This is a genomic window from Brachybacterium massiliense (genome assembly GCF_900184245.1).
GTDB lineage: Bacteria > Actinomycetota > Actinomycetes > Actinomycetales > Dermabacteraceae > Brachybacterium > Brachybacterium massiliense.
In genome coordinates this window covers 330,341-353,850 of sequence record NZ_FXXB01000008.1, presented here as the reverse complement: position 1 = coordinate 353,850, position 23,510 = coordinate 330,341, and the positions used below count along the sequence as shown (strand labels likewise).

Below are 23,510 nucleotides of genomic sequence, written 5' to 3'. Positions count from 1 at the left end.
GTCGCCCGGTGGCGACCGCTTCCCAGGACGGGCGGCTAAGGTCGTGCGCGTGATCGAACGCAAGGACCTCGGAGGCTGGATCGACGGCCCGCCCCAGGAGGCGGACTACGTCAAGGGATCTTCGCTCGGGCTGCCCGCCGACGGGCCCGGCTCGGTCGCGCCGTTCTGGCGCCGACCGCTCGCGCTGCTGATCGACTGGGGCCTGTGCATGCTCCTGTCCGCGCTCGTCTTCCAGGGCGATGCGCTCGCGAACCTGCTGCTGTTCGTGGCGATGAACGTGCTGTTCCTGACGCTTTTCGGGGCCACCCCGGGGCAGTTCCTGCTGAAGATGCGGGTGCTGCCGGTGCGTGGTCGCACCCCGATGATCGGCCGCGCCCTGGTGCGCACCGCGCTGATCCTGCTGCTGCTTCCGGCGGTCGTGTGGAACCGCGACGCGCAGCCCCTGCACGACGTCGCCGCGGGCACCGCCGTGGTCACCGTCTGACCCCACCTGCACCCCTGCGGGCAGGCTGCCGACGCGCCGGGACCCGGCGACGGGGAACCTCGCGTTCTTGCCGCCCTCATCGCTCTGACCTGCGACATCGAATTTGGTCACGAAACGGTCACGGCGATGGTGCGGGCGCGGAACGAGGTCCCCGCGCGGTATCGCCGAGAACGTCGACGGCCCCTCCTGCACGGGGCAGGAGGGGCCGTCGGGAGAGCGGGCGGCGCCGTCAGCGGCCGCGCATCGCCTTGCGGTTCGGGCGTGCTCGCATCGGGTCCACACCCTTGGGGATCGACTCACGCAGCGAGCGGCGCAGCGCGTACAGGCGCTTGGTCACCTGCGCGGCCTCGTCCTTGGTCAGCTGCTTCTTCATCCGCTGCATGTGCGTGGGCAGCTTGTGCAGCGGGATCTCGCCGTCGCCGTCGCCCACCACGATCTGGTGCACCGGCACGTTCTCGTGCTGGAGCACCCGGCGGATGCTGCGCCGCTCCTTCTCGAGCAGCTTCATGGAGATCGAGGAGGAGTCCTCCGCGACCACGGCGATGCCGGCCCGGCCCGAGGCGCGGAAGAGCATCTTCTGGCTGCGGGGATCGATCTGCACCGGCTCGTCGTCCACGTTCCAGCCCCGTCGGATCGACTGCATCGCCGCGAGCGCCGCACCGGGCTGGCCCTTGATACGGCCGAAGGCCGCGCGCTCGGCCTTGCGGGCCAGGATCATCATCGCGATCAGCACGCCGATCGCGAGCCCCATGAAGATGCCGTACCAGGGGGAGGAGAAGATCAGCATCGTCAGCAGCACGCCGACGGCGATGGAGGCCGCGATCGCGACCAGCATCAGCGGCAGCGTGGAGCGATCGACCTCCTGGGTGTACTTGTACACCTCGATGATCTGCTTGATCCGCCCCGGCTTCTTCGTGCCGGCGGCGTTCTTCTTGCCCTTCTCGGGCGTGGTCTCGGACTTGCGAGCCATGTGCGGTGGGATCCTCTCGGGCCGGGCGGGCGTCAGCTCGCGGCGGCCTGCTGGGTGCGGGCGACGACGCTCGCAGCTTCCTGACGGGCGGGCTGGTTCGAATCGAGATGGAGGAGCTCCTCCGGGATCTCGCGGCCGAGCTTCCGCATCGCCTGCGCCCAGAGCTTGCCTGCGCGGTAGGAGGAGCGGACCATCGGGCCGGCCATCACCGCGAGGAAGCCCATCTCCTCGGCGGCCTGGGACAGCTCGACGAACTGCTGGGGCTTGACCCAGCGGTCGATCGGGTGGTGCAGCTTCGAGGGCCGCATGTACTGGGTGATGGTGAGGATGTCGCAGCCCGCATCGTGCAGGCGCTGCATCGAATCGATGATCTCGTCATCGGTCTCGCCCATCCCGAGGATGAGGTTCGACTTGGTGATCATGCCGGCGTCCTTGCCCATCGAGATCACGTCCAGCGACCGCTCGTAGCGGAACCCGGGCCGGATCTGCTTGAAGATCCGCGGGACCGTCTCGAGGTTGTGGGCGAACACCTCGGGCTTCGCGTCGAACACCTTCTGCAGGTGCTGGCCGCTGCCCTTGATGTCGTCGATCAGCAGCTCGACCCCGGTGCCGGGGTTCATGGCATGGATCTGCTCGCAGGTGCGCGCGAACAGCCCGGCCGCGCCGTCCTCGAGATCATCGCGGGCCACGCCCGTGATGGTGGAGTAGCGCAGGCCCATCTCCTTGACGGAGCTGGCGACCTTGAACGGCTCCATCGGATCCACGGCCATCGGCTTGCCGGTGGCGATGTTGCAGAAGTCGCAGCGACGGGTGCAGGTGTCACCGCCGATGAGGAAGGTGGCCTCGCGGTCCTCCCAGCACTCGAAGATGTTCGGGCAGCCCGCTTCCTCGCAGACGGTGTGAAGGCCCTGGCCGTGCACGCGCTTCTTCATGGCGGTGTACTCGGGACCCATGACGGCGCGGGTCTTGATCCATTCGGGTTTGCGCTCGATCGGGACTTCGGCATTGCGTGCCTCGATGCGCAGCATGCGCCGGCCTTCGGGGGCGGTTGTCACCCTGATGCCTCCTCATCTCGACGTTCCCTGGAGTCTATCGACCCGGCCCGTCCCAGGGGGACTCAGCCCACCCGCGCGGAGGTGCGGTGCGCCACCAGCTCGGTCATCGCCTCGGCGGCGACGTCGATGACATCCGCGACAGCGATGCGGCGCCCGGCCTCCCGGCTGAGACTGGTGACCCCGGCGTCGTCGATCCCGCAGGGGATCACGTTCTCCGCCCAGGAGAGGTCATTCGCGCAGTTGAGAGCGAATCCATGCATCGTAGCGCGCTTGGAGACGCGCATACCGATCGCGCACACCTTGCGCGCTTCCTCGCCCTCGGGCGCGACCCACACCCCGCTGCGGCCCTCGATCGGGACACTCTCCACCCCCACGGAGGCGCAGACGTCGATCAGCGTGTGCTCGAGGTCCCGCACGAAGCCCACCACGTCGATCGGGATCGGCAGCTTCACCAAGGGGTAGCCGACCAGCTGCTGAGGGCCGTGCCAGGTGAGCTTGCCGCCGCGGTCGATGTCCACCACCTCGGCACCGTCGCGGGGCCGTTCGTGGTCCGCGGTGAGCTTGCCGGCGGTGTAGACCGCCTGGTGCTCGAGCAGGAGCAGGGTGTCCGGCCGCTGACCGGCGACCACCTCGGCATGGAGCGTGCGCTGCAGCGCCCACGCGGCCCGATACTCGACGGGACCGGGCGGGAGGTCGAACTCCTCATGACGGTCCCCGCCGGGCACGTCCTCGCTGAAGCCGAGACGGATCACATCGAGCATCGACCCAGACTACTCCTGCTCTCACCAGTGCGTTGTGGATGAATCGCGGGAGGATCCCGGCGGTGCGCTTGACTGCGTGCATGGAGCAGATGGATGAGGAGCGCTTCCGGCGCGGCCCACACCCACTCGGCAGCAGCGCGGCGCCCTCGCCGCGCCCCGAGAGGGAGACTGCCGGCCAGCAGGTGCGCTCCAACGAGGACCGGGAGGAGATCCTGCTCGGCGCGCACGCGAACCCTCGCGTCGCCGTTCGCGGCAGGAGCCTGGAGGGACGCTGCGCCGTGCGTGATGAGCTGCAGCTGCTGGCCGCGCTCGAGGTGGCGGGGATCGGTGCCGCACCCGCCGTGCTCGAGACGGAGGACGGCGAGTACACGCGCGAATCCGCACCGCCTCTGACGCGCCGTACGGGCCGCCGTGCCGCCGAGGACGGCTCCCCTCCCACCGCGGAGCGGCTCGCGCTCTCCCGCGCCCGAGAGGACCTCGACGCCCTGCTCGACGAGCTCCATCAGCGAGGCTGGGTGCTGGGCGCGCCGGCCGGTCAGGGACTGGGAGTGCGGGCCGACGGGAGCGTGGTGGTGACCGACCTCCAGGGGCTGCGCCGTGAGGAGGGCCTCGCCCCACGTGCCGAGGACCGCCGCTGGGTCGACACCGTGCTCCAGGATCAGCAGCGCACGCTGCGCCGCAGGATCGACACCTCCGCCCCGCCCTGGGCCCCGTCCGCACCCGTCGACGCAGGCAGTGGCAGGAAGACGGCGATGTCGCAGGAGTTGGCGTCGGCCGGGGCCCCTGCCGGGCCGCCGAGTGCGGGGGCCGCTGTGGCCGCTGCACCAGCCTCGGCGGCTGCCGATGACGCCGACCCGGCGGCCGGCGGCGCCTTGGCCCAGGCGCTCCCCGCACCCCGCCGGCAGCTGCGCCGCCGCCGCATCGAGCCGGCGCCCCGCGCAGCACCGCCCCGCACCCGGCCCCTGAGCAGCGCGCTCACGGACGCGCTGCATCGGCCTGCGATGCGCCGGATCGCGGTGCTCAGCGCCGTGACCGTGCTGCTCCTCGGCGGGGCCACGGCGCTCGGTGTCCGCTGGGCCGCACAGCCACCCGCGCACACCCCGGAGCAGCAGGCGGTCCAGGCCCCGGCGGCACCGGAGATCGAGGATCCGTGGCAGCTCGTGGCGGACCTCGCCGGGAGGCGGCACGCCTTCGTCACCGGGGTCTCGGAGGTGCCGGTCGCCGGGGCCGGCAGCAGCGCCCTCGAGCAGGACCAGCAGACACGCCTCGCCTACACCGGCCATCTCGTCAGCGGAGGCGGACCGGTGATCCATGAGGTCGAGCTGCTCGAGGGCCCGACCGCCCAGGGGACGGCCCGACTGCGTGCGGTGACCTCGATCGCGGAGCACGAGATCGAGGACCCGCAGGGGCAGGTGCGCACGGTCCCCGCCACACAGCCCGCCGAGGTCCTTCTCGAGCTGAGCTGGGACGGGCAGCACTGGCTGATCGACTCGGCACAGACCCCTCCGGACGCCGGCGTGCCGGGCCCGGACTGAGCAGGACGCCGAAGGGCCCCGGCACCATCGCGGTGATGCCGGGGCCCTTCAGGTCCTTCGGAAGAGGTCAGCGGGTCACAGACCCAGCTCGCCCTCGAAGGCGCCCTCCTCGAGCCGCTTCTTCATGAAGGTGAGGAAGCGGGCGGCGTCGCCGCCGTCGACCATGCGGTGGTCGTAGGAGAGGAACAGGTACATCATCGACCGGATGGCGATGGTGTCATCGCCCTCGGCGTTCTGGATGACCACGGGGCGCTTGGTGATCGTGCCCGTGCCGAGGATGCCCACCTGCGGTGCCGGGACGATCGGGGTGTCCCACAGGGCACCGCCCGAACCGGTGTTGGTGATGGTGAAGGTGGCACCGGCGAGATCGTCCGGGGTGAGCTTGTTGCCCTTGGCCCGGCCGCCCAGGTCACCGATCTGACGGGCCAGGCCCGCCAGGTTCAGGTCGCCGGCGTTGCGGATCACCGGCACGACCAGGCCGCGCTCGGTGTCCGCGGCCATGCCGATGTTCTCGGAGCCGTGGTAGACGATCTTGTCGCCGTCGATGGTGGAGTTCAGCTGCGGGTAGGTCTTCAGACCCTCGACCGCGGCCATCATCAGGAACGGCAGGTAGGTGAGCTTCGCACCCTCACGGGCGGCGAAGTCGTCCTTGACCCGGGCGCGCAGCTTCGCGATGCGGGTCAGATCGACCTCGACCGCGGTGGTCAGCTGAGCCATCCCGTGCAGGGACTCCATCATCCGCTGGCCGATGACCTTGCGGATTCGGGGCATCTTCTCCTCGGTGCCGCGCTTGGAGGACACCTCGACCTTCGGAGCCGCCGGGGCGGCAGCCGCGGGCGCCGCCGCAGCAGCGGCCGGAGCGGCCGACTTCTGCGCGTCGATCGCCTGCTGCACGTCCTGCTTGCGGATGCGGCCGCCCAGGCCGGAGCCCTTGACGGTGGACAGGTCGATCCCGGCCTCGGACGCCATCTTGCGCACCAGCGGGGTGACGTAGCCGGAGGACTCGGCACCGGTCACGGAGTCAGCGGCCTTGGGCGCGGGAGCCGCAGCGGCCTCCTCCGCCGCGGGCTCGGCGGCCTGAGAGGCCTCGGCCTTCGGCTGCTCGGGCTTCTTCTCCTCGGCCTTCGGCTCCTCCTTCGCCGGAGCGGACTCCTGCTTCGGAGCCTCCTCGGCCTCAGGAGCGGGCGCGGAGGAGTCCTCGGCGGGAGCGGAGGCGGCATCGCCCGAACCGACCACGGCGAGCACCGCGCCCACCTCGGCATCCTCGTCCTCCTGCACCTTGATCTCCAGCAGAGTGCCGGCGACGGGGGAGGGGATCTCGGTGTCGACCTTGTCGGTCGAGACCTCGAGCAGCGGCTCGTCCACCTCGACGCTCTCTCCGACCTCCTTGAGCCAGCGGGTGACGGTGCCCTCGGTGACGGACTCGCCGAGCGCCGGCATCGTCACCTCCTGGCCCTCGGCCGCGCCGCCGGAGGCGCCGGAGCCGGCATCGCCGGAGGCGTCGGCCGGCTTCTCGGACTCCCCGGCGGGAGCCTCCTCGTCGGTGGACGGAGCGACGGTCTCGTCGGAGGCGAGGTCCTCGCCCTCGGCAGGGGCCTCCTCGGCGTCAGCGGAGGCCTCCTCGGCCTCAGCGCCGGAGTCGTCCGAGCCGGAGCTCTCGGACCCGGAGCCGTCGCCGATGACGACGAGATCGGCGCCGACCTCGGCGTCCTCGTCCTCCTCGACCAGGATCTTCTCGATGGTCCCCGCGACGGGGGAAGGGATCTCGGTGTCGACCTTGTCGGTCGAGACCTCGAGCAGCGGCTCGTCCACCTCGACGGTGTCGCCGACCGACTTCAGCCAGCGGGTGACGGTGCCCTCGGTGACGGACTCACCGAGAGCCGGCATCTTCACGGTTTCAGACATGGGGTTCTCTCCTCCTGGAAAGGCTCAGGCGTGGGCGTGCAGCGGCTTGCCGGCGAGCGCGAGCGCGGCCTCGCCCATGGCCTCGTGCTGCGAGGGGTGGCCGTGGATGAGGGAGGCGACATCCTCGGGGTAGGCCTCCCAGTTGACGATGAGCAGTGCCTCGCCCATCAGCTCGGACGTGCGCGAGCCGATCATGTGGACACCGACGATGGGGCCGTCCTTCTCGCGCACCAGCTTGATGAAGCCGGTGGTGCCGAGGATCTGGGACTTGCCGTTGCCGCCGAGGTTGTACTCGTAGACCTCGACCGCGTCCTCGCCCAGCTGCTCCTTGGCCTGCTTCTCGCTGAGGCCCACGGAGCCGAGCTCCGGCTCGCAGTAGGTGATGCGCTCGATGCCGGACTCGACGATCGGCGCGGGGTTCAGGCCCGCGATCCGCTCGGCGACGTAGATGCCCTGGGCGAAGCCACGGTGGGCGAGCTGCAGGCCGGGGACGATGTCGCCGACGGCGTACACGCCGGGAACGTTCGTCTCGAGGGTCTCCTTGTTCGCGAGCACGAAGCCGCGATCCATCTCGATGCCCTGCTCCTCGTAGCCCATGCCCGAGGTGTTCGGGCCGCGGCCCACGGCCACCAGCAGGTAATCGCCCTCGAACACCTTGCCGTCGGCGAGGGTGACCTTGACGCCGTTCTCGGTCTGCTCGGCCTTCTCGGTGAAGACTCCGAGCGAGAAGGTGATGCCGCGCTTCTTGTACGCGCGCTCGAGGGCCTTGGACAGGGCCTCGTCCTCGTTGGCGACCAGGTGGGGCAGGCCCTCCACGATGGTCACGGACTCGGCGCCCAGCGACTTCCACACCGAGGCGAACTCTACGCCGATGACGCCGCCGCCCAGGATGATCGGGTTCTTGGGGATCTCGGGCAGCTGCAGCGCGGCCTCGGAGTCCAGGAACCGGCCGCCGAGATCGATGCCCGGAAGGGTCTTCGAGTAGGAGCCGGAGGCGAGGATGATGTTCTTGCCGGTGAGGGTGCGGGTGCCGGACCCGGTCTCCACGGTGATGGTGTTCTTGCCGGTGAGCTTGCCGAAGCCCTCGACGTACTCGACCTTGCGCGACTTCACCAGGCCCTGCAGGCCCTTGTGGAGGCGGCCGATGATCTTGTCCTTGAAACCGAGCACCTTCTCGGCGTCGATGCTGTTGAGGGTGAGGTCGATGCCCGCCGCGGCGGCGTGGGAGGGGGCGTCGGCGAGCTCCGCGACGTGAAGCATCGCCTTGGTCGGGACGCAGCCGCGGTGCAGGCAGGTGCCACCGAGCTGATCCTTCTCCACGAGGGCGATCTTCTGGCCGAGCTGGGCGCCGCGCAGCGCGGCCGCATAGCCGCCGCTGCCACCTCCCAGGATCACGACGTCGAACTGGTCAGTGGGTGTCTCAGCCACCTGTGTGCTCCTCGGTGTGTACGTGAACTCCGCGACCCGTTCGGACCTGGATGGCCGACGGCGCCGCCTGCGTGTCCCATGCTAGGGCACCAGGCGGCGCCGGGCCGACCGCTTCGCGCGATCCTTCAGCGCTCGGCTGCGGTGAGCATCACGCTCCGGCGCGGGAGGCGACGTCCTCGAGCAGTTGCAGGACGGTGCGGGTGCTCATGCCGGTGGCGCCCTTGCCCATGTAGCCCAGCGGCGAGGAGGCGTAGCCGGGGCCCGCGATGTCGAGGTGGGCCCACTGGGCGTCGCCCACGAACTCGGCCAGGAAGATGCCGGCCGAGAGCGCACCACCCGGTCGGTCGCCGATGTTGCGCAGATCGGCGACACGGCCGGTGAGATCGGCGCGCAGCTCGCTGGGGAAGGGCAACGGCCAGAACGGCTCGCCGGTGGTCTCGGACGCGGCCATGACCAGGTCGCGCCCCTCCTGGGTGCCCATCACGCCCGCCGTGCGCTTGCCGAGGGCGACCACGGCCGCACCGGTCAGCGTGGCGACGTCGACCACCAGGTCGGGCTCGTCGGCGACGGCGTCGACCAGGGCGTCGGCCATCACCATCCGCCCCTCGGCGTCGGTGTTGAGCACCTCGACGGTCCTGCCGTTGCGCATCGTGACCACGTCGCCGGGACGCTGAGCGCCGCCGCCGGGCATGTTCTCGGCCAGAGCGAGGTAGGTGGTGACCTTGACGTCGAGGCCGAGACGGGCCGCGCCGACCGTGGCTGCCAGCACCGTGGCCGCGCCGGTCATGTCGGAGGTCATGTCGTCCATCCCGGCGGCAGGCTTGAGCGAGATGCCGCCGGTGTCGAAGGTGATGCCCTTGCCGACGAGAGCGACGGAGCTCGTCGCGGCTGCGGGCGCGTACTCGAGGCGCACCAGTCGCGGGGGACGGGTCGAGCCCTGCCCCACGCCCACGATCCCGCCGTAGCCGCCCTCGGCGAGCTGCTTCTCGTCCAGGACCGTCACGGAGATCGGCAGATCGCCCACGAGCTCCTCCGCGCGCCGGGCGAACTCGGCCGGGTAGAGCAGGTTCGGGGGAGTGTTGACCAGATCGCGCACGATGGTCAGCACGTCTGCCAGCACGCCGGAGCGCTCGACGGCGGACGCTGCCGCCTCGCCCTCGCCCTCGCCGTCGGCGACGAGCGTGATCGTGCCGAGGGCGCCCTTGGGCGCGGCGGAGCCGCTGCCGGTCTTGTGGGCGGTGAAGGTGTAGGCGCCGAGCGCGGCGCCCTCGAGGGCGGCGGCGCGCTGCGTCGCGGAGGCGGTCGGCAGGGCGATCGCGGCGGTGCCGACGCCCGTCAGGGAGCGGGTGGCGGCGCCGAAGGCCAGGCGGAGGTCCTCGTCGCTGACCGCCGCGAGATCTTCCTCACCGAGACCGACCAGCAGGAGCGAGCCCGCGGAGGCGAGCCCGTAGGAGGGGATCCGGTGCAGATCGCCCCGGCCGGTGGAGGCGTCGAGACCGGCGATGGCCTCGGTGATCTCCGGTGCGCCGGGAACGGCGGAGGGGGCTCCTTCTGCTCCGGGGAGCAGCGGGAGGACGAGGACGTCGGCAGCGACATCGCGCAGGGATGTATCAGTGATGGTGATGGTGGGCATGGCTCTATCGTAGGGGCGGGTCGGACACGGTGTCGCAGACCCGGGCGAAGGGCGGAGGACTCATGACGGTGCTGGGCATCGTGGTCGCGGCGGTGTGCGCACTGGTCGCACTGCTCGGCCTCTACTACACCGTGCGCGACCTGAGCGCGGACCTGGTGCTGCTCGGCGCGACGGCGCTGCTGGCCCTGGTCTGGCTGGTGCTCGGCATCGCCCTGGGGCTGCGGGACCTCGGCGGCGGGCATCCCGCTCCCGAACGGGTCACGCTGTACGGCTACCTGCTGACCGCGCTGCTGATGGCGGTGGGCGGCGGATGGGTCGGGATCTTCGAGCGCAGCCGCTGGGGGAGCCTGGTGATCACCGTGTGCGCCGTCGTCTCGGCGGTGCTGCTGATGAGGACCCATCAGATCTGGCCAGGAGGTTTCGCATGAGCGCGCCCGCACCCACCACTGATGCCGGTCGCCGCACCGGGCGCGGCTTCGAGACGGTGCTGATCGCCGTCTACGGGATCTTCGCCCTCTCCGCGACCGCCCGCAGCCTGGTGCAGGTGATGCGCGACTTCGACTTCGCCCCGGTGGCCTACAGCCTCTCGCTGCTGGCCGCGGCGACCTACATCGCCGTGACCATCTCGCTGGTGGGACGGGGCCGGCGCGCCTCCCTCACGCGCCTGCTGTGCCTCCTGGAGCTGGCCGGCGTGGTGATCGTCGGCACCCTGTCCCTCGTGAGGCCGGAGCTGTTCCCGGACGGGACCGTGTGGGGCGCGTACGGGCTGGATTACGGCCTGGTGCCGCTGCTGCTGCCCCTGATCGCCCTGCTCTACCTCTCGCGCACCACGAGCAAGGGACCTCAGGACTGATGATCCCGCCCCGCGAGCGCGTACCGTATTCCTCGTGACCTCCGACGACACCGCCCGCACCGGGCCGTACGCCGCGCTGTTCCGCCACGTCCTGAGCAGGCTCGAGCCGGAGCAGGCCCACCGCCTGACCATGCGTGCCCTGGCCGGGGCTCACGGGCTGCCCGGCGGGCCGCACCTGCTGCGCACCCTCTTCGGCACCCCCGACCCGATGCGGGACGCCCGCCCGTCCCGTCGGATCCTCGGCACGGAGCACCGCAGCCCGCTCGGCCTCGCGGCCGGCTTCGACAAGGACGGCGAGGCCCCACTCGCGCTGCTCGATCTCGGATTCGGCCACGTCGAGGTGGGCACCGTGACCGCGAAGGCCCAGCCCGGCAATCCCCGGCCGCGCTCTTTCCGACTGGTCGAGGATCGGGCCCTGATCAACCGCATGGGCTTCAACAACCACGGCGCGCAGGCCCTCGCCCGCCGCCTCGCGAAGGCCCGTCGCACCGAGCGCGGCCAGCGCGCCACCATCGGCGTGAACATCGGCAAGTCCAAGATCACCGCCCTCGAGGACGCCGCCGAGGACTACCGCTTCTCGGCTCGCCTGCTCGCGCCCTACGCAAGCTACCTGGCGATCAACGTCTCCAGCCCCAATACGCCGGGCCTGCGGGACCTGCAGAGCGTCGAGATGCTCCGCCCCGTCCTCGAGGCCGTCGTCGAGGAGGCGCAGGATGCGCGCGTGCGCCTGCGCCGCGAGGTGCCCGTGCTGGTCAAGATCGCCCCTGACCTCCATGACGAGGATGTCCGCGCCGTCGCCGAGCTCGCGGTCGAGGTGGGGCTGGCCGGCGTGATCGCGGCCAACACCACCATCGCGCGTCCCTCCTCGCTGCGCACCCGGCCCGAGACGATCGCACGGATCGGAGCGGGCGGCCTGTCCGGGCCGATGCTCGCCGAGCGCTCGCTGCAGGTGCTGCACCTGCTGCGCGCCACGCTCCCGGCCGACGCCGTCATCATCAGCTGCGGGGGAGTGGCCACCGCGCAGGACGTCCGCGACCGGCTCGCGGCGGGCGCGGATCTCGTCCAGGGCTACACCGCGATGATCTACGAGGGCCCGGCCTGGCCGGGCCGCCTGGCGCGTGAGGTCGGTCCTCTCGGCTGAGCCATCGTGCTCCGTCGTCGCCCCGCCGTCCTAGGCTGGTGGGATGGACGAGGATCTCTTCTCGCTGGCCGGCGACGCCCCCGCGCCCCGCACGCTGTCCGACCGCAACCGGGACCATCGCGCCCCGCTCGCGGTGCGGATGCGCCCGCGCACGCTCGACGAGGTGGTCGGGCAGCATTCCGCGCTCGAGCCCGGCAGCCCGCTGCGCCGCCTGGTCGGCGCCGACGACTCCCGCACCGCCCCCAGCTCGGTGATCCTGTGGGGCCCTCCGGGCACCGGCAAGACCACCCTCGCCTACGTGGTCGCGCAGTCCGGGGACCGGGAGTTCGTGGAGATCTCCGCCGTGCTCGCCGGGGTCAAGGACATCCGCGAGGTGGTCGATCAGGCCCGCTCGCGGCTGCGGACCGTCGGCCGGGAGACCGTCCTGTTCGTCGACGAGGTGCACCGCTTCTCGAAATCCCAGCAGGACGCCCTGCTGCCGAGCGTCGAGAACCGCTGGGTCACGCTGGTCGCGGCGACCACCGAGAACCCCTACTTCTCGGTGATCTCCCCGCTGCTGTCGCGCTCGATCGTGCTCACCCTGGACTCCCTGGCGCGAGAGGACCTCGACGCGCTCGTGGACCGCGCCCTCGAGGACGAGCGGGGCCTGGACGGCGCCGTGACCCTCACCGAGGACGCCCGCGAGGCTCTGCTGCGCCTGGGCGGGGGCGACGCCCGCAAGATCCTCACCTCCCTCGAGGCGGCGGCCGCCGCGGCGCTGATGAAGGAGTCGAAGGAGATCGACGCGGCGACCCTCGCCCAGGCCGTCAACCGGGCATCGGTGCGCTACGACCGCGCCGGAGACCAGCACTACGACGTCACCAGCGCGTTCATCAAGTCCATGCGCGGCAGCGATGTCGATGCCTCCCTGCACTACCTCGCCCGGATGATCGAGGCGGGGGAGGACCCCCGCTTCATCGCCCGGCGCGTGGTGATCGCCGCGGGCGAGGAGGTGGGGATGGCCGATCCCACCGCCCTCCAGGTCGCGGTCTCCGCGATGCAGGCGGTGCAGCTGCTCGGCATGCCCGAGGGCAGGATCCCCCTGGCCCAGGCCGTGGTCCACATCGCCACCGCCCCGAAATCCAACGCCTCCTACAAGGCGCTCGACGCCGCGATCGCGGACGTGCGCGCCGGGAAGGGCCAGGGTGTGCCCGCGCACCTGCGCGATGCGCACTACTCGGGGGCGAAGAAGATCGGCCACGGGGTCGAGTACCTCTACGCGCATGACGCGCCGCACGGAGTGGTCGCCCAGCAGTACGCACCGGATGACCTGGTGGGCGTGGACTACTACCACCCCACCGGGCACGGCAACGAGGAGCGCACCGGCCGACGCCTCGAGGCGCTGCGCCGCATCCTCCGCTCGCGGCGCACGTGAGCCACTCCACATCAGTTGACGTGTGACCAGGCCCGTCGGCCGTGGACCCGCGGCCATCGCTGCTGTAATGTGGGTCGCTGAATCCGCGGCTGCAAGACTGGATTCACCACACGCGAACAAGAGGTAGACCTCGTGACCAACGTCACCCGTGCGCGCCGGCAGGCGCGCCTCTCCCGAGCCCTCGGGCTCCCGCTGACCCCGAAGTCCGTCAAGTACTTCGAGAAGCGTCCGTACCCCCCGGGCGAGCACGGCCGCGCCCGTCGCCGCACCGAGTCGGACTACGCCGTGCGACTCAAGGAGAAGCAGCGTCTCCGCGCCCAGTACGGCATCCGTGAGAAGCAGATGCACCAGGCGTACCTGGATGCCAAGAAGGAGCCGGGCCTGACCGGTGAGAGCATGGTCGAGCTGCTCGAGATGCGTCTGGACGCCCTCGTGCTGCGCGCCGGCTTCGCCCGCACCACCCTGCAGGCCCGCCAGGCCGTCGTGCACCGCCACATCCTGGTCGACGGCAAGCTCGTGGACCGCCCCTCCTACCGCGTCTCCCCGGGCCAGACCATCCAGGTCAAGCCCAAGTCGCAGGCCATGGAGCCGTTCCAGATCGCAGCCGAGGGCGGCAACTCCGACGTCCTCGCCGCGACCCCCTCGTACCTCTCGGTCGAGCTGCCCGAGCTGAAGGCCCAGCTCGTCTCGCGCCCCAAGCGCGCCGAGGTCCCCGTGACCTGCGACGTCCAGATGGTCGTCGAGTACTACGCGCGCTGACCTCTTCTCACCGCGGCGCGACAGGCCCCGGCGGGTGTACTCCGGTACCCTGACCGGGGCCTTCGTGTCTGCAGATGCCCGCCGCCCGCGCCGCGGGCCCACCCCGGCTGTTCCAGGAAGGACACCTCTCGACCATGCGCACCTCCGAGATCCATCGCCGCTGGCTCGACTTCTTCGCCAAGAAGGATCATGAGATCGTGCCGAGCACCTCGCTGGTGTCCGCCGATCCGTCGATCCTGTTCACGATCGCCGGGATGGTGCCCTTCATCCCGTACATCATCGGCACGGAGAAGGCGCCCTACCCGCGCGCGGCGAGCGTCCAGAAGTGCATCCGCACCAATGACATCGAGAACGTCGGCCGCACCACGCGCCACGGCACCTTCTTCCAGATGGCCGGGAACTTCTCCTTCGGCGACTACTTCAAGCAGGGCGCGATCGACTACTCGTGGGAGTTCCTGACGACCTCCCAGGAGGACGGCGGCCTCGGCTTCGACCCCGAGCGCCTCTGGTTCACCGTCTGGGAGGAGGACGAGGAGTCCTACCGGCACGTCACCGAGGTGATCGGCCTGGACCCGCAGCGTGTGGTGCGCCTGCCGCGCGAGGAGATCTTCTGGGACACCGGCCAGCCCGGCCCGGCCGGCCCGTGCGGCGAATGGCACTACGACCGCGGCCCCGAGTACGGGCCCGACGCCGTCACCGGCACCGTCCCCGAATGGCCCGGTGACGAGAAGGGCGAGGACCGCTACATCGAGATCTGGAACCTGGTCTTCGACCAGTTCCTGCGCGGCGAGGGCAAGGGCAAGGACTACCCCCTGCTCGGCGAGCTCGACCAGAAGTCGATCGACACCGGCCTGGGCGTCGAGCGCGTGGCCTACCTGCTCCAGGGCAAGCAGAACATGTACGAGATCGACCAGATCTTCCCGGTCATCGAGAAGGCGCAGGAGCTCTCCGGCCGCACCTACGGGGCGGACGAGGAGGACGACGTCCACCTGCGGATCATCGGCGACCACGTGCGCAGCGCCCTGATGCTGGTCGCCGACGGCGTGCGCCCCGGCAACGAGGGCCGCGGCTACGTGCTGCGCCGCCTGATCCGCCGCGCAGTGCGCTCGATGCGCCTGCTGGGCTACTCGGAGCCGTCCATGCCCGCGCTGCTGCCGCTGTCGAAGTCCCTCATGGTCGAGTCCTACCCGGAGCTCGAGGTGGACTTCCCCCGCATCGGCGAGATCGTCTACGCCGAGGAGGAGGCCTTCCGCCGCACCCTGGAGACCGGCACCTCGATCTTCGACCAGCTCGCCGGCGCGGTGAAGCAGGACGGCGGCAGGATCCTCGCGGGCGAGGACGCCTTCCGCCTGCACGACACCTACGGCTTCCCGATCGATCTCACCATGGAGATGGCGCAGGAGGTGGGCCTGCAGGTCGACGCCGACGCGTTCCGCGGCGCCATGCAGGAGCAGCGCGAGCGCGCCCGCGCCGACGCCGCCTCGAAGAAGGCCGGACACACCGACACCGCCCTCTACAACCGCCTGCTCACCCAGCGCGGCGGCGAGGTCCCCTTCGTCGGCTACACCGAGGACACCGTCGCCACCACCGTCGAGTCGGTGCTGGTGGACGGGAGCCTGGTCGACTCCGTCGAGGCGCCCGCCAAGGTCGAGGTGGTGCTCGGCACCACCCCGTTCTACGCGGAGGCCGGCGGCCAGCTCGCGGACCAGGGACGCATCGCCCTGACCGGCGGCGGACTGATCGAGGTCGATGACGTGCAGAAGCCCGTGCGCGGCCTGATCGTGCATCGGGGCCGTCTGGTCGAGGGCACCCTCGAGCAGGGCGCCTCCGCGATCGCCACGATCGACCTCGAGCGCCGCGGAGCGATCGCCCGCGCCCACACCGCGACCCACATGGTCCACGAGTCCCTGCGCGAGGAGCTCGGGGACAGCGCCACCCAGGCCGGCTCCGAGAACTCCCCGGGCCGGATGCGCTTCGACTTCCGCTACGGGCAGGCGGTGCCGAAGTCGGTGCTCGAGCAGATCGAGGGGCGCGTGAACACGCTGCTCCAGGACGAGCTGACGGTCACCGATCAGCAGATGTCCCTCGACGAGGCGAAGGCGCTCGGTGCGCAGGCGCTGTTCGGCGAGAAGTACGGCGACGTGGTGCGCGTGGTCTCGATCGGCGGGGACTGGTCGCGCGAGCTGTGCGGCGGCACCCACGTGGCCAGCACCGGCGCGATCGGCACTGTCCAGCTGATGGGCGAGGCGTCCATCGGCAGCGGAGTGCGCCGGGTCGACGCGCTCGTGGGCCTCTCCGCCTACCGCCACCAGGCCAAGGAGCACGCCCTGGTCTCCCAGCTCTCCGAGATGCTCAAGGTGGGCGCGGCCGAGGAGCTGCCCGAGCGGGTCCGTTCGCTGACCCAGCGGATGAAGGACATGGAGAAGCAGCTCGCGGCCCTGCGGGGCCAGCAGCTGCAGGCCGAGGCAGGCAAGCTCGTGGAGTCGGCGAGCGATGTCGCCGGGGTGCGCCTGCTCGCCCACGACGCGGGCGAGGGCGTCGCCGCCGGTGACCTGCGCACGCTCGCGCTGGATCTGCGCAGCCGCCTCGGCGAGGACGCGCCGGTCACGGTCGCGGTCGCCGGGCATGAGAACGGCCGTGCGGCGCTGGTGATCGCCACCAACGCCGCCGCTCGCGAGCTCGGCCTCGCCGCCGGTGCGCTGCTGCGCTCGGCTGCGGAGGCGATGGGCGGCCGGGGCGGCGGCAAGCCGGACATGGCGCAGGGCGGCGGCGGCGAGCCGTCGCAGGTGCCCGCGGCGCTGGCCTCGGTGCGCGCGTCGATCGAGGCGGCGCGCAGCGCATGATGCCCGCAGGTCACGAGCAGAACCTGTCCGAAGGCCTTCCGCGAGGGGTCCGGCTCGGCGTCGACGTGGGCGATGTCCGGGTCGGGCTCGCCCGCAGCGACCTCGACGGGATGATCGCCACCCCCGTCGAGACGCTCGAGCGGGACACGTCGGTGCGGCGTGTCGCCGAGGAGGCGCGTGAGCTCGATGCCCATGTCATCATGGTGGGGCTCCCGCGGTCGCTGAACGGCGCCGAGGGCGCCGCGGCACAGAAGGCGCGGGCCTTCGCCGCGGAACTCGTGACCCTGCTGTCCGGCCAGGAGCCGGAAATCGAGGTCAGACTGATCGACGAACGGCTGACGACGGTGTCCGCGCACAAGGCGCTGCACAGCTCCGGCCGCAAGGGACGCAAGCATCGCCAGGTCGTCGATCAGGTCGCCGCGGTGATGATCCTCCAGCAGGCGCTGGACACGGAGCGATCCACCGGGGCGCGCAGCGGAGAGAGGGTCCAGGCGCCCGCTGTCCCGGACACGACTCAGGAGGACACCTGATGCACGACGAGGACCTCTCGTTCGACGAGCTCGCCGAGTCGCAGGAGCAGGGCACCGCGCACCGGGTGAGGTCCTCCAAGCGGGGCCGGCGCCGCGGGCGCAGGCGCGGCGGCTTCGTGAGCCGTGCGCTGCCGCTGCTGCTGGTGGTGCTGGTGCTCGGCGGCGTCGCGGTCGGAGGGGTCCAGGGCTATCGCTGGATCACCGACAACATCAACGTCGAGAGCGAGGCGACGGACTATCCCGGCCCTGGCAGCGGTGAGGCCCTGGTCGAGGTCGCCGAGGGGGACACGGGCACGGATATCGCCGCCACGCTCGTCGAGCAGGGCGTGATCAAGTCCTCCGGACCCTTCGTGAACATCTTCTCCAACACCCCGGAGGCCTCGCGCATCGAGCCCGGCATCTACCAGCTGAAGCTCGAGATGACCTCCGCCGATGCTCTCGAGGGGCTGATGGACCCGGCGAACCTCGCGGGCCACCGGGTGATCATCCCCGAGGGCAGGCGCCTGACGCAGATCTGGGCGCAGCTCGAGGAGGAGACAGAGATCCCCGCCGAGGACTTCGAGGCCGCCGCCGAGGACTACACCAGCTTCGGCATCCCCGAGAACTCCGCCGAGTCGCTCGAGGGCTATCTGGCGCCGGGACGCTACGACATCTACGAGGACGCGACCGCCGAGGACGTCATCGCGATGATGTGGGAGCGCACGGAGAAGGACCTCACCGCGCGCGAGATCCCCGAGGAGGAGTGGCACGAGGCGCTCACCATCGCCTCCCTCGCCGAGATGGAGGTGCGCAACCCCGAGGACTACGGCATGGTCGTGCGCACCATCCACAACCGCCTCGAGGGGGCCGGCGAGGCCGACGGCTCCCCGATGAAGCTCCAGTTCGACTCCACCGTCCACTACGTGACGGGCAAGTCCACCAGCGTGGGCACCTCGGACAAGGAGCGGGCCACGGACAGCCCCTACAACACCTACCTCTACACAGGCCTGCCGCCGGGGCCGATCGCCGCACCCGGCGCGAACGCGCTCGATGCGGTGGCCGATCCGCCCGAGGGAGACTGGCTGTACTTCGTCAGCGTCAACACGGACACCGGCGAGACCAAGTTCGCCGAGACCTGGGCGGAGCACGAGCAGAACGTCGCGGAGTGGCAGGAATGGGCGAACTCGAAGGGATGAGCGCACGCCGTTTCGCCGTGGTCGGCTCACCGGTGGAGCATTCGCTCTCCCCGGTGCTGCACACCGCCGCCTACGAGCATCTCGGCATCCAGGACGCCGTCTACGAGCGCCATGACGTGCCCGCAGGGAGCCTCGTCGACTTCCTCGAGACGGGCCAGGGGCGCGAGCTCCGGGGCCTGAGCGTGACCATGCCCGGCAAGCCGGAGGCGTTCGCGCTCGCGACGGAGCATGACGAGACCTCGCTGCGGCTGGGCATCTCCAACACGCTGCTGCGCACCGGGAGCGGGTGGCGCGCCGAGAACCACGACGTCCACGGGATCGTCGCCGCGCTGCAGGACCACCGCGTCACCGAGATCCGCTCCGGCGGAGTGCTCGGCTCCGGGGCCACCGCCCTCAGCGCCGCCGCCGCACTGCTCCATCTCGGCGCGCGCACGCTGCTGCTCTCGGCACGCAGCCCCCACAAGCTCCTCCCGCTCGAGCAGCTCGCCCGCGACCACCACGCCGCCGTCGAGTACGTGCCGTGGGAGCGTCATCATGAGGTGCTCGCAGCGGAGGCCGTGATCAGCGCCCTCGCGATCGACGGCGCCCGAGCTGTGGCCGCGCAGTGGCGGCAGCAGGGCCGGCTCGCTCTGCCCGAGGTGCTGCTGGACGTGCTCTACGATCCGTGGCCCGCTCCGATCGCCGCCGTGGTCCAGCAGGCCGGGGGAGAGGTCGCCGACGGGCTCGAGATGCTCGCGCATCAGGCGGACATGCAGCTGCGCTCCATGCTCGGCATCCCTGCCGCGCCGGTGCCGCAGATGCTCGCCGCGGCACGCGCGGAGCTCGAGCGTCGCCGCCCGCCCATGTGACCCCGAAGCGCGCCACGCCTTGTCCCCTTCGGTAAAGCATGGGTAAAGTGATCCACGTCGCACGGCTTTCCGTGGCCGGGGATCGAGCGCAAGGACGTGGCACATGGAGCTGGAGCGGGCAATGGACGAGCAGATCGGCGCGGTGACCACGACTGCCGGCGACGCCCCGTCCCTGATCGGCCGCCCCGACCTGGAAGCACCGCCCTTCCCGCGGATCCCCGCCGCGGACTCGACCCCGGTGCTGCGCCAGTGCACCGCCCTCGCCGCCCGCGCCCGCGTCGAGCTGCTCTCGGTGCACAGCCACGCCGCGGCGGAGGAGCTCTCCCAGCTGCTGGCCGCCATGGGCCGCTGGGACGCGGACATGCTCGAGAGCCCCGATCCCACGATGACCGTGCTGTGCGCCGCGGCGCTCCAGGATCTGGCCGAACGGCTGGGACCCTCCGCCGGCGAGCTGGGCGCGCGAGTGGAGACCGCGCTGGAGCTGCTGCACGCCGTCATGGGAAAGGGCAGGATCGGCGCACCCGCGTGATTGTGTTCACGTTCCTGCTGGCAGGGCCGGTTTCCGGTGCAGAGTGCCGCCCGCATCGTGCTACTCTTCTCGAGTCGCTACAAGCGATCACCTGTCCGGGTGGCGGAATTGGTAGACGCGCTAGCTTGAGGTGCTAGTGCCCGCTTTAGGGCGTGGGGGTTCAAGTCCCCCCTCGGACACGCGATGAGAACCCCGATCCACTGAGCGGATCGGGGTTCTTCGCATTCTGGATCCGGCCTGCTCGCCGCCGTTCGCGCAGCTACGATGCCAGCGAGACCTCCGAGGCAAGGAACCGCCGTGGCAGCAACGCCGGACGCACCGTCCCCACCCGCCACCGCCCCGCTCGAGCGCACCCCGCCGTTGCGGTACGCGCTGGGCATGTTCGGCACTTCCATCCCGATCAACCTCATCAAGAGCTCGATCGTGCTCTTCTACGTGGACATCCTGGGGATGGACGTGCGTGCCTATGCCGTGGTGATGGTGGTCTACGCGGTCATCGATGCGATCGACAATCCTTTGCTGGGCTATCTCTCGGATCGCACCCGCACCCGCTTCGGGCGTCGGCGCCCCTGGCTGCTGCTGGGCGCCCCGCTGCTCGCCGCGTCGATGATCGCGCTGTTCAGCCCGCCCTCCGGGCTCGAGGGGATGTCCCTCGTGCTCTGGTTCGCGCTCTTCGCGATCCTCTCCGAGCTGTTCGACTCGATGCTGAACGCGAACTACGGCGCCCTGCTGCCGGAGCTGTTCCCCTCCGAGCGCCGTCGCGGCCTGGCCAACGTGCTGCGGCAGGCGTTCCAGCTGGTCGCGATGATCATCTCCCTCGCCCTCACCCCGGTGCTGACCACCTCGCTGCTGGGCACCGAGGAGACCACCGAGGGGTTCACCCTCACCGCGATCCTCTACGCGGTGCTCGCGGTCGCCGTGATCACCGTGATGGTGCTCGGGGTGCGGGAGAACCCCGAGCACTCCCGGCCGCGCCGCTCCCGCCTGCTGCCCGAGGTGCTGCACATCCTGCGCAGCCCCCTGTTCTGGGCGGTGGGGCTGACCAGCGCCTGCTACGGCATCGCTCTGGCGATCGTGCTCTCCGGGGTGCAGCTGTACGTCCGCTACACCCTCGAGCTGCCCGTCGCGTACGCCTTCGCCCTGCAGGGTGTGGTCATCCTGGTCGCGGCCGCAGGACTGTTCGGCTGGCTGCGCCTGATCTCGAGGATCGGTGCGCTGCGCACCTGGCGGATCGGCTTCCTGGTGCTCGGCGGGGCCTTCGCGCTGCTGTACTTCGCCACGTGCCTGCCCGCCGCCCTGGGCGCCGGGGTGGTCCTGGGGCTGGGCTGGGCCGGGATGATGGCCAGCAATGATCTCGTCGTCGCGCGGGTGCTGGACCTCGACGCGGCCCGCACCGGAGCCCACCGCGAGGGTCTGTTCCTCTCCGCCTTCGGGGTGTTCGGCCGCCTCAACGGCGCGGTCACCGGCATCGCGCTCGCCTCCCTCGGGATCTTCTTCGGCTACAACTCGGGCGATGACCCCGGCTCGGCGCCGGGGGAGGCCTTCCGCGTCTACCTGTGCCTGTACCCGCTGGCCCTGTGCGCGATCGGAGCCATCGCCTCCCGGTTCATCCGCGTGCCCCCACCGGCAGCGGAGCCGAGCACGACCGTGACCGCCCAGGAGCGCACATGAGCCGCTCACTGGTGATCACGGCCGACGACCTGGGACGCGACTCGGCCGGCACCGCGACGATCCTCTCGCTGCATGCCGCAGGGGCGATCACCCGCACCACGCTGATCCCTGTGACGCCCCATTCCCGCGACGCCGCCGAGACGCTGCGGCGCGGCGGCCTGCCCCCACAGCTCCACCTCACCCTCAGCAGCGATACGGGCCCCGGTCCCTGGCGGCCGCTCAGCACCGGGAGCACCCTGCGCGACGCCGCAGGCCACCTCCCGGCCGATCCCGCACTCGTCGAGTCCCGCGCGGCGGTCCACGAGGTCCGGGAGGAGATGGACGCCCAGCTGCACTGGATGCACGAGGCCGGACTGCGCCCCGTCTCGGCGGACTCCCATTCGGGGGTGCTGTACGGGCTGCGCGGCGGCGAGGCGCTGCTGCCGAGGGTGCTGGCCTGGTGCGCCGAGCACCGCCTGGCCTTCCGCCTGCCCCGTCGGTCGCAGGATGTCCCGGGGAGCGACTCCGCGGCGGGGGATCGTGCCCGCCACCGCGCCGCGGTCGAGCTCGCCGACCAGCTCGGGGTGCGCCTGCCCGCGGCTGTGCTCACGCATCGGCGCGGAGCCTCTCTCCCCGGCGGCTATGACGCGCTGCGCGAGGAGCTCATCGCCGGCCTGCGCGAGCTGCCCGAGGGCACCAGCGAGCTCGTCCTGCACCCGTCGGGCCCCGGTCCGGGCATCCCCGAGGTGAGGACCTGGGAGGCTCGTCTGCTGCAGGATCCGCAGTGGCGACAGGCGCTGCGCGAGGAGGATCTCGACCTGGTGGAGCAGTGGTGAGCGCGATGCCGATCGTGCACCGGTTCGAGCTGGGGCTCGAGGACCAGCTGGCGCAGCCCCTGCTGCCGGTCGCCGTGGAGGTCCCGCCAGGCGCCCCGAGCCTCGAGGTGCGCCTGCGGCACGACCGCGAGGCGGCCGTCATCGACCTCGGTCTCGAGGGGCCAGCCGGATGGCGCGGCTGGTCCGGGGGAGCGCGGGATCGCTTCGTGGTCCGCCACGATGCCGCGGCCCCCGGCTACCTGCCCGGGGAGCTCGAGCCCGGGATCTGGCACGTCCAGCTGGGCCTGCACCGGCTCCCTGCCGCACCCTTCGGGGTGAGCGTCGAGATTCACCTGCCCGCCGTCTCTCCCCGCCGCCCCGGGGCTGACCTGGCTGGCAGGCGACTTCCACAGCCACTCCACCCACTCCGACGGCGAGCAGTCCCTCGATGAGCTCGCGGGCCTCGCCGCCGGCCACGGCCTGGACTTCCTCGCCGTGACCGAGCACAACACCGTCTCCCATCTGCCCCATCTCCGCCCCGTCGGCGCGCGCCACGGGATCACGCTGCTGCCAGGACAGGAGGTCACCACCGCCCGCGGCCACGCCAACGCCCTCGGCGAGCTGCCCTGGATCGACTTCCGAGACAGCCCTGACTCCTGGCACGAGCAGGTCGAGCGCGAGCACGGACTGCTGAGCATCAACCATCCGCTGTCACAGGACCTCGCCTGGCAGCATCCCCTCGACGTGATGCCGCGCGCCCTCGAGCTGTGGCGTGTGAGCTGGTTCCTCGAGCGTACCGCCACGGCGCCCTGGGCGCTGCTGGCCCGCTGGCCGCGCGGCACCGTGCTGCTGGGCGGCAGCGACTACCACCATCCCCGGCACGGCTACCTCCCGGGCACGCCCACCACCTGGGTGGCCGCGGAGGATCGCAGCCCCGAGGCGATCCTCGCGGCCGCCCGTGCCGGTCGCACCGCCCTGACCACCCTGCCCACCCCGGACGCACCGGCGCTGGTGCGGCGCGAGGATGAGCTGATAGCGCTCGAGGCCGACGGCACGGTGCTGCGCGACCTCGAGGGCCGCGCCCGGCTCCTGCACGGCCGACGGGTCGTGATCCCCGCCATGGGGGAGGGCCCGTACCGGCTGGAATCGGCCACCGGGGAGCTGCTGGCGATCTCCGCCTGA

Annotated in this window: 22 protein-coding genes and 1 tRNA gene; 17 read left to right on the top strand and 6 right to left on the bottom strand. The window is 71.3% G+C overall.

Translation table 11 applies throughout. The annotated features are described in order from the left end of the window. The first annotated feature begins 49 nt into the window (after window positions 1-49). Entirely contained in the window at window positions 50-484 is a 435-nt protein-coding gene (locus BN4251_RS11590; RefSeq protein ID WP_087486353.1) for an RDD family protein, read from the top strand. Between the two features lie 229 nt (window positions 485-713). Here BN4251_RS11590 and BN4251_RS11585 read toward each other — a convergent pair whose 3' ends face one another. From BN4251_RS11585 to lipB, 3 genes are all read right to left on the bottom strand, one after another. Continuing rightward, on the bottom strand, window positions 714-1,454 hold the full coding sequence (locus BN4251_RS11585) for a DUF4191 domain-containing protein (protein ID WP_087485253.1): 741 nt from the start codon (window positions 1,452-1,454) through the stop codon (window positions 714-716). 32 nt (window positions 1,455-1,486) lie between these two features. Then, window positions 1,487-2,509 carry a lipoyl synthase gene (gene lipA, locus BN4251_RS11580; protein ID WP_087485252.1) on the bottom strand — a complete coding sequence of 341 codons (1,023 nt, stop codon included), beginning with the start codon at window positions 2,507-2,509 and terminating at the stop codon, window positions 1,487-1,489. A gap of 62 nt (window positions 2,510-2,571) precedes the next feature. After that, complete coding sequence (gene lipB, locus BN4251_RS11575; protein ID WP_087485251.1) at window positions 2,572-3,270, bottom strand: lipoyl(octanoyl) transferase LipB; 699 nt, start codon at window positions 3,268-3,270, stop codon at window positions 2,572-2,574. An 80-nt stretch (window positions 3,271-3,350) separates the two neighbouring features. Here lipB and BN4251_RS11570 point away from each other — a divergent pair, with 80 nt between their 5' ends. Next, a complete protein-coding gene (locus tag BN4251_RS11570; protein ID WP_170931947.1) occupies window positions 3,351-4,805 on the top strand; it encodes a hypothetical protein in 1,455 nt (484 codons plus the stop codon). A 75-nt stretch (window positions 4,806-4,880) separates the two neighbouring features. Here the strand turns inward: BN4251_RS11570 and sucB are convergent, their stop codons facing one another. The 3 genes from sucB to BN4251_RS11555 form a co-directional block, all read right to left on the bottom strand. Then, window positions 4,881-6,710: a 2-oxoglutarate dehydrogenase, E2 component, dihydrolipoamide succinyltransferase gene (gene sucB / locus BN4251_RS11565; protein ID WP_087485250.1), complete on the bottom strand. Its 1,830-nt coding sequence runs from the start codon at window positions 6,708-6,710 to the stop codon at window positions 4,881-4,883. A gap of 24 nt (window positions 6,711-6,734) precedes the next feature. Beyond that, entirely contained in the window at window positions 6,735-8,138 is a 1,404-nt protein-coding gene (gene lpdA / locus BN4251_RS11560) for a dihydrolipoyl dehydrogenase (RefSeq protein ID WP_087485249.1), read from the bottom strand. A gap of 148 nt (window positions 8,139-8,286) precedes the next feature. Continuing rightward, entirely contained in the window at window positions 8,287-9,771 is a 1,485-nt protein-coding gene (locus BN4251_RS11555; protein WP_087485248.1) for a leucyl aminopeptidase, read from the bottom strand. Window positions 9,772-9,833: 62 nt separating this feature from the next. On the opposite strand from BN4251_RS11555, the gene BN4251_RS11550 reads away from it, so the two are divergent. The 15 genes from BN4251_RS11550 to BN4251_RS11485 all read left to right on the top strand — a co-directional run bounded on the left by BN4251_RS11550 (window position 9,834) and on the right by BN4251_RS11485 (window position 23,510). Continuing rightward, window positions 9,834-10,199, top strand: coding sequence for a hypothetical protein (locus BN4251_RS11550; protein ID WP_087485247.1), 366 nt, complete (start codon window positions 9,834-9,836; stop codon window positions 10,197-10,199). Continuing rightward, entirely contained in the window at window positions 10,196-10,624 is a 429-nt protein-coding gene (locus tag BN4251_RS11545) for a hypothetical protein (RefSeq protein WP_087485246.1), read from the top strand. The genes BN4251_RS11550 and BN4251_RS11545 overlap by 4 nt, the downstream gene beginning before the upstream one ends. Window positions 10,625-10,658: 34 nt before the next feature. Continuing rightward, complete coding sequence (locus BN4251_RS11540; protein WP_087485245.1) at window positions 10,659-11,765, top strand: quinone-dependent dihydroorotate dehydrogenase; 1,107 nt, start codon at window positions 10,659-10,661, stop codon at window positions 11,763-11,765. A 43-nt stretch (window positions 11,766-11,808) separates the two neighbouring features. Further along, window positions 11,809-13,179: a replication-associated recombination protein A gene (locus BN4251_RS11535; protein ID WP_087485244.1), complete on the top strand. Its 1,371-nt coding sequence runs from the start codon at window positions 11,809-11,811 to the stop codon at window positions 13,177-13,179. Window positions 13,180-13,311: 132 nt separating this feature from the next. Further along, window positions 13,312-13,938 (top strand): 30S ribosomal protein S4, encoded by a 627-nt coding sequence (gene rpsD, locus BN4251_RS11530; protein WP_087485243.1) that lies wholly within the window; start codon window positions 13,312-13,314, stop codon window positions 13,936-13,938. Between the two features lie 134 nt (window positions 13,939-14,072). Continuing rightward, window positions 14,073-16,781, top strand: a complete 2,709-nt coding sequence (gene alaS / locus BN4251_RS11525; RefSeq protein ID WP_087485242.1) for an alanine--tRNA ligase — start codon at window positions 14,073-14,075, stop codon at window positions 16,779-16,781. Next, window positions 16,778-17,311 (top strand): Holliday junction resolvase RuvX, encoded by a 534-nt coding sequence (gene ruvX / locus BN4251_RS11520; protein WP_087485241.1) that lies wholly within the window; start codon window positions 16,778-16,780, stop codon window positions 17,309-17,311. Before alaS ends, ruvX begins: the two co-directional genes overlap by 4 nt. Further along, window positions 17,311-18,486 carry an endolytic transglycosylase MltG gene (mltG, locus tag BN4251_RS11515; RefSeq protein WP_087485240.1) on the top strand — a complete coding sequence of 392 codons (1,176 nt, stop codon included), beginning with the start codon at window positions 17,311-17,313 and terminating at the stop codon, window positions 18,484-18,486. The genes ruvX and mltG overlap by 1 nt, the downstream gene beginning before the upstream one ends. Beyond that, window positions 18,483-19,334, top strand: a complete 852-nt coding sequence (locus tag BN4251_RS11510; protein WP_087485239.1) for a shikimate dehydrogenase — start codon at window positions 18,483-18,485, stop codon at window positions 19,332-19,334. The genes mltG and BN4251_RS11510 overlap by 4 nt, the downstream gene beginning before the upstream one ends. A gap of 103 nt (window positions 19,335-19,437) precedes the next feature. Further along, complete coding sequence (locus BN4251_RS11505; protein ID WP_087485238.1) at window positions 19,438-19,863, top strand: hypothetical protein; 426 nt, start codon at window positions 19,438-19,440, stop codon at window positions 19,861-19,863. 93 nt (window positions 19,864-19,956) lie between these two features. Continuing rightward, window positions 19,957-20,042, top strand: a tRNA-Leu gene (locus BN4251_RS11500). Between the two features lie 118 nt (window positions 20,043-20,160). Further along, window positions 20,161-21,534, top strand: a complete 1,374-nt coding sequence (locus tag BN4251_RS11495) for an MFS transporter (RefSeq protein WP_245810320.1) — start codon at window positions 20,161-20,163, stop codon at window positions 21,532-21,534. Continuing rightward, complete coding sequence (locus tag BN4251_RS11490) at window positions 21,531-22,349, top strand: ChbG/HpnK family deacetylase (protein WP_087485236.1); 819 nt, start codon at window positions 21,531-21,533, stop codon at window positions 22,347-22,349. The genes BN4251_RS11495 and BN4251_RS11490 overlap by 4 nt, the downstream gene beginning before the upstream one ends. Continuing rightward, window positions 22,346-22,780 (top strand): hypothetical protein, encoded by a 435-nt coding sequence (locus tag BN4251_RS18485; protein WP_212647613.1) that lies wholly within the window; start codon window positions 22,346-22,348, stop codon window positions 22,778-22,780. The genes BN4251_RS11490 and BN4251_RS18485 overlap by 4 nt, the downstream gene beginning before the upstream one ends. Beyond that, window positions 22,713-23,510, top strand: a complete 798-nt coding sequence (locus tag BN4251_RS11485) for a CehA/McbA family metallohydrolase (protein ID WP_212647635.1) — start codon at window positions 22,713-22,715, stop codon at window positions 23,508-23,510. The genes BN4251_RS18485 and BN4251_RS11485 overlap by 68 nt, the downstream gene beginning before the upstream one ends.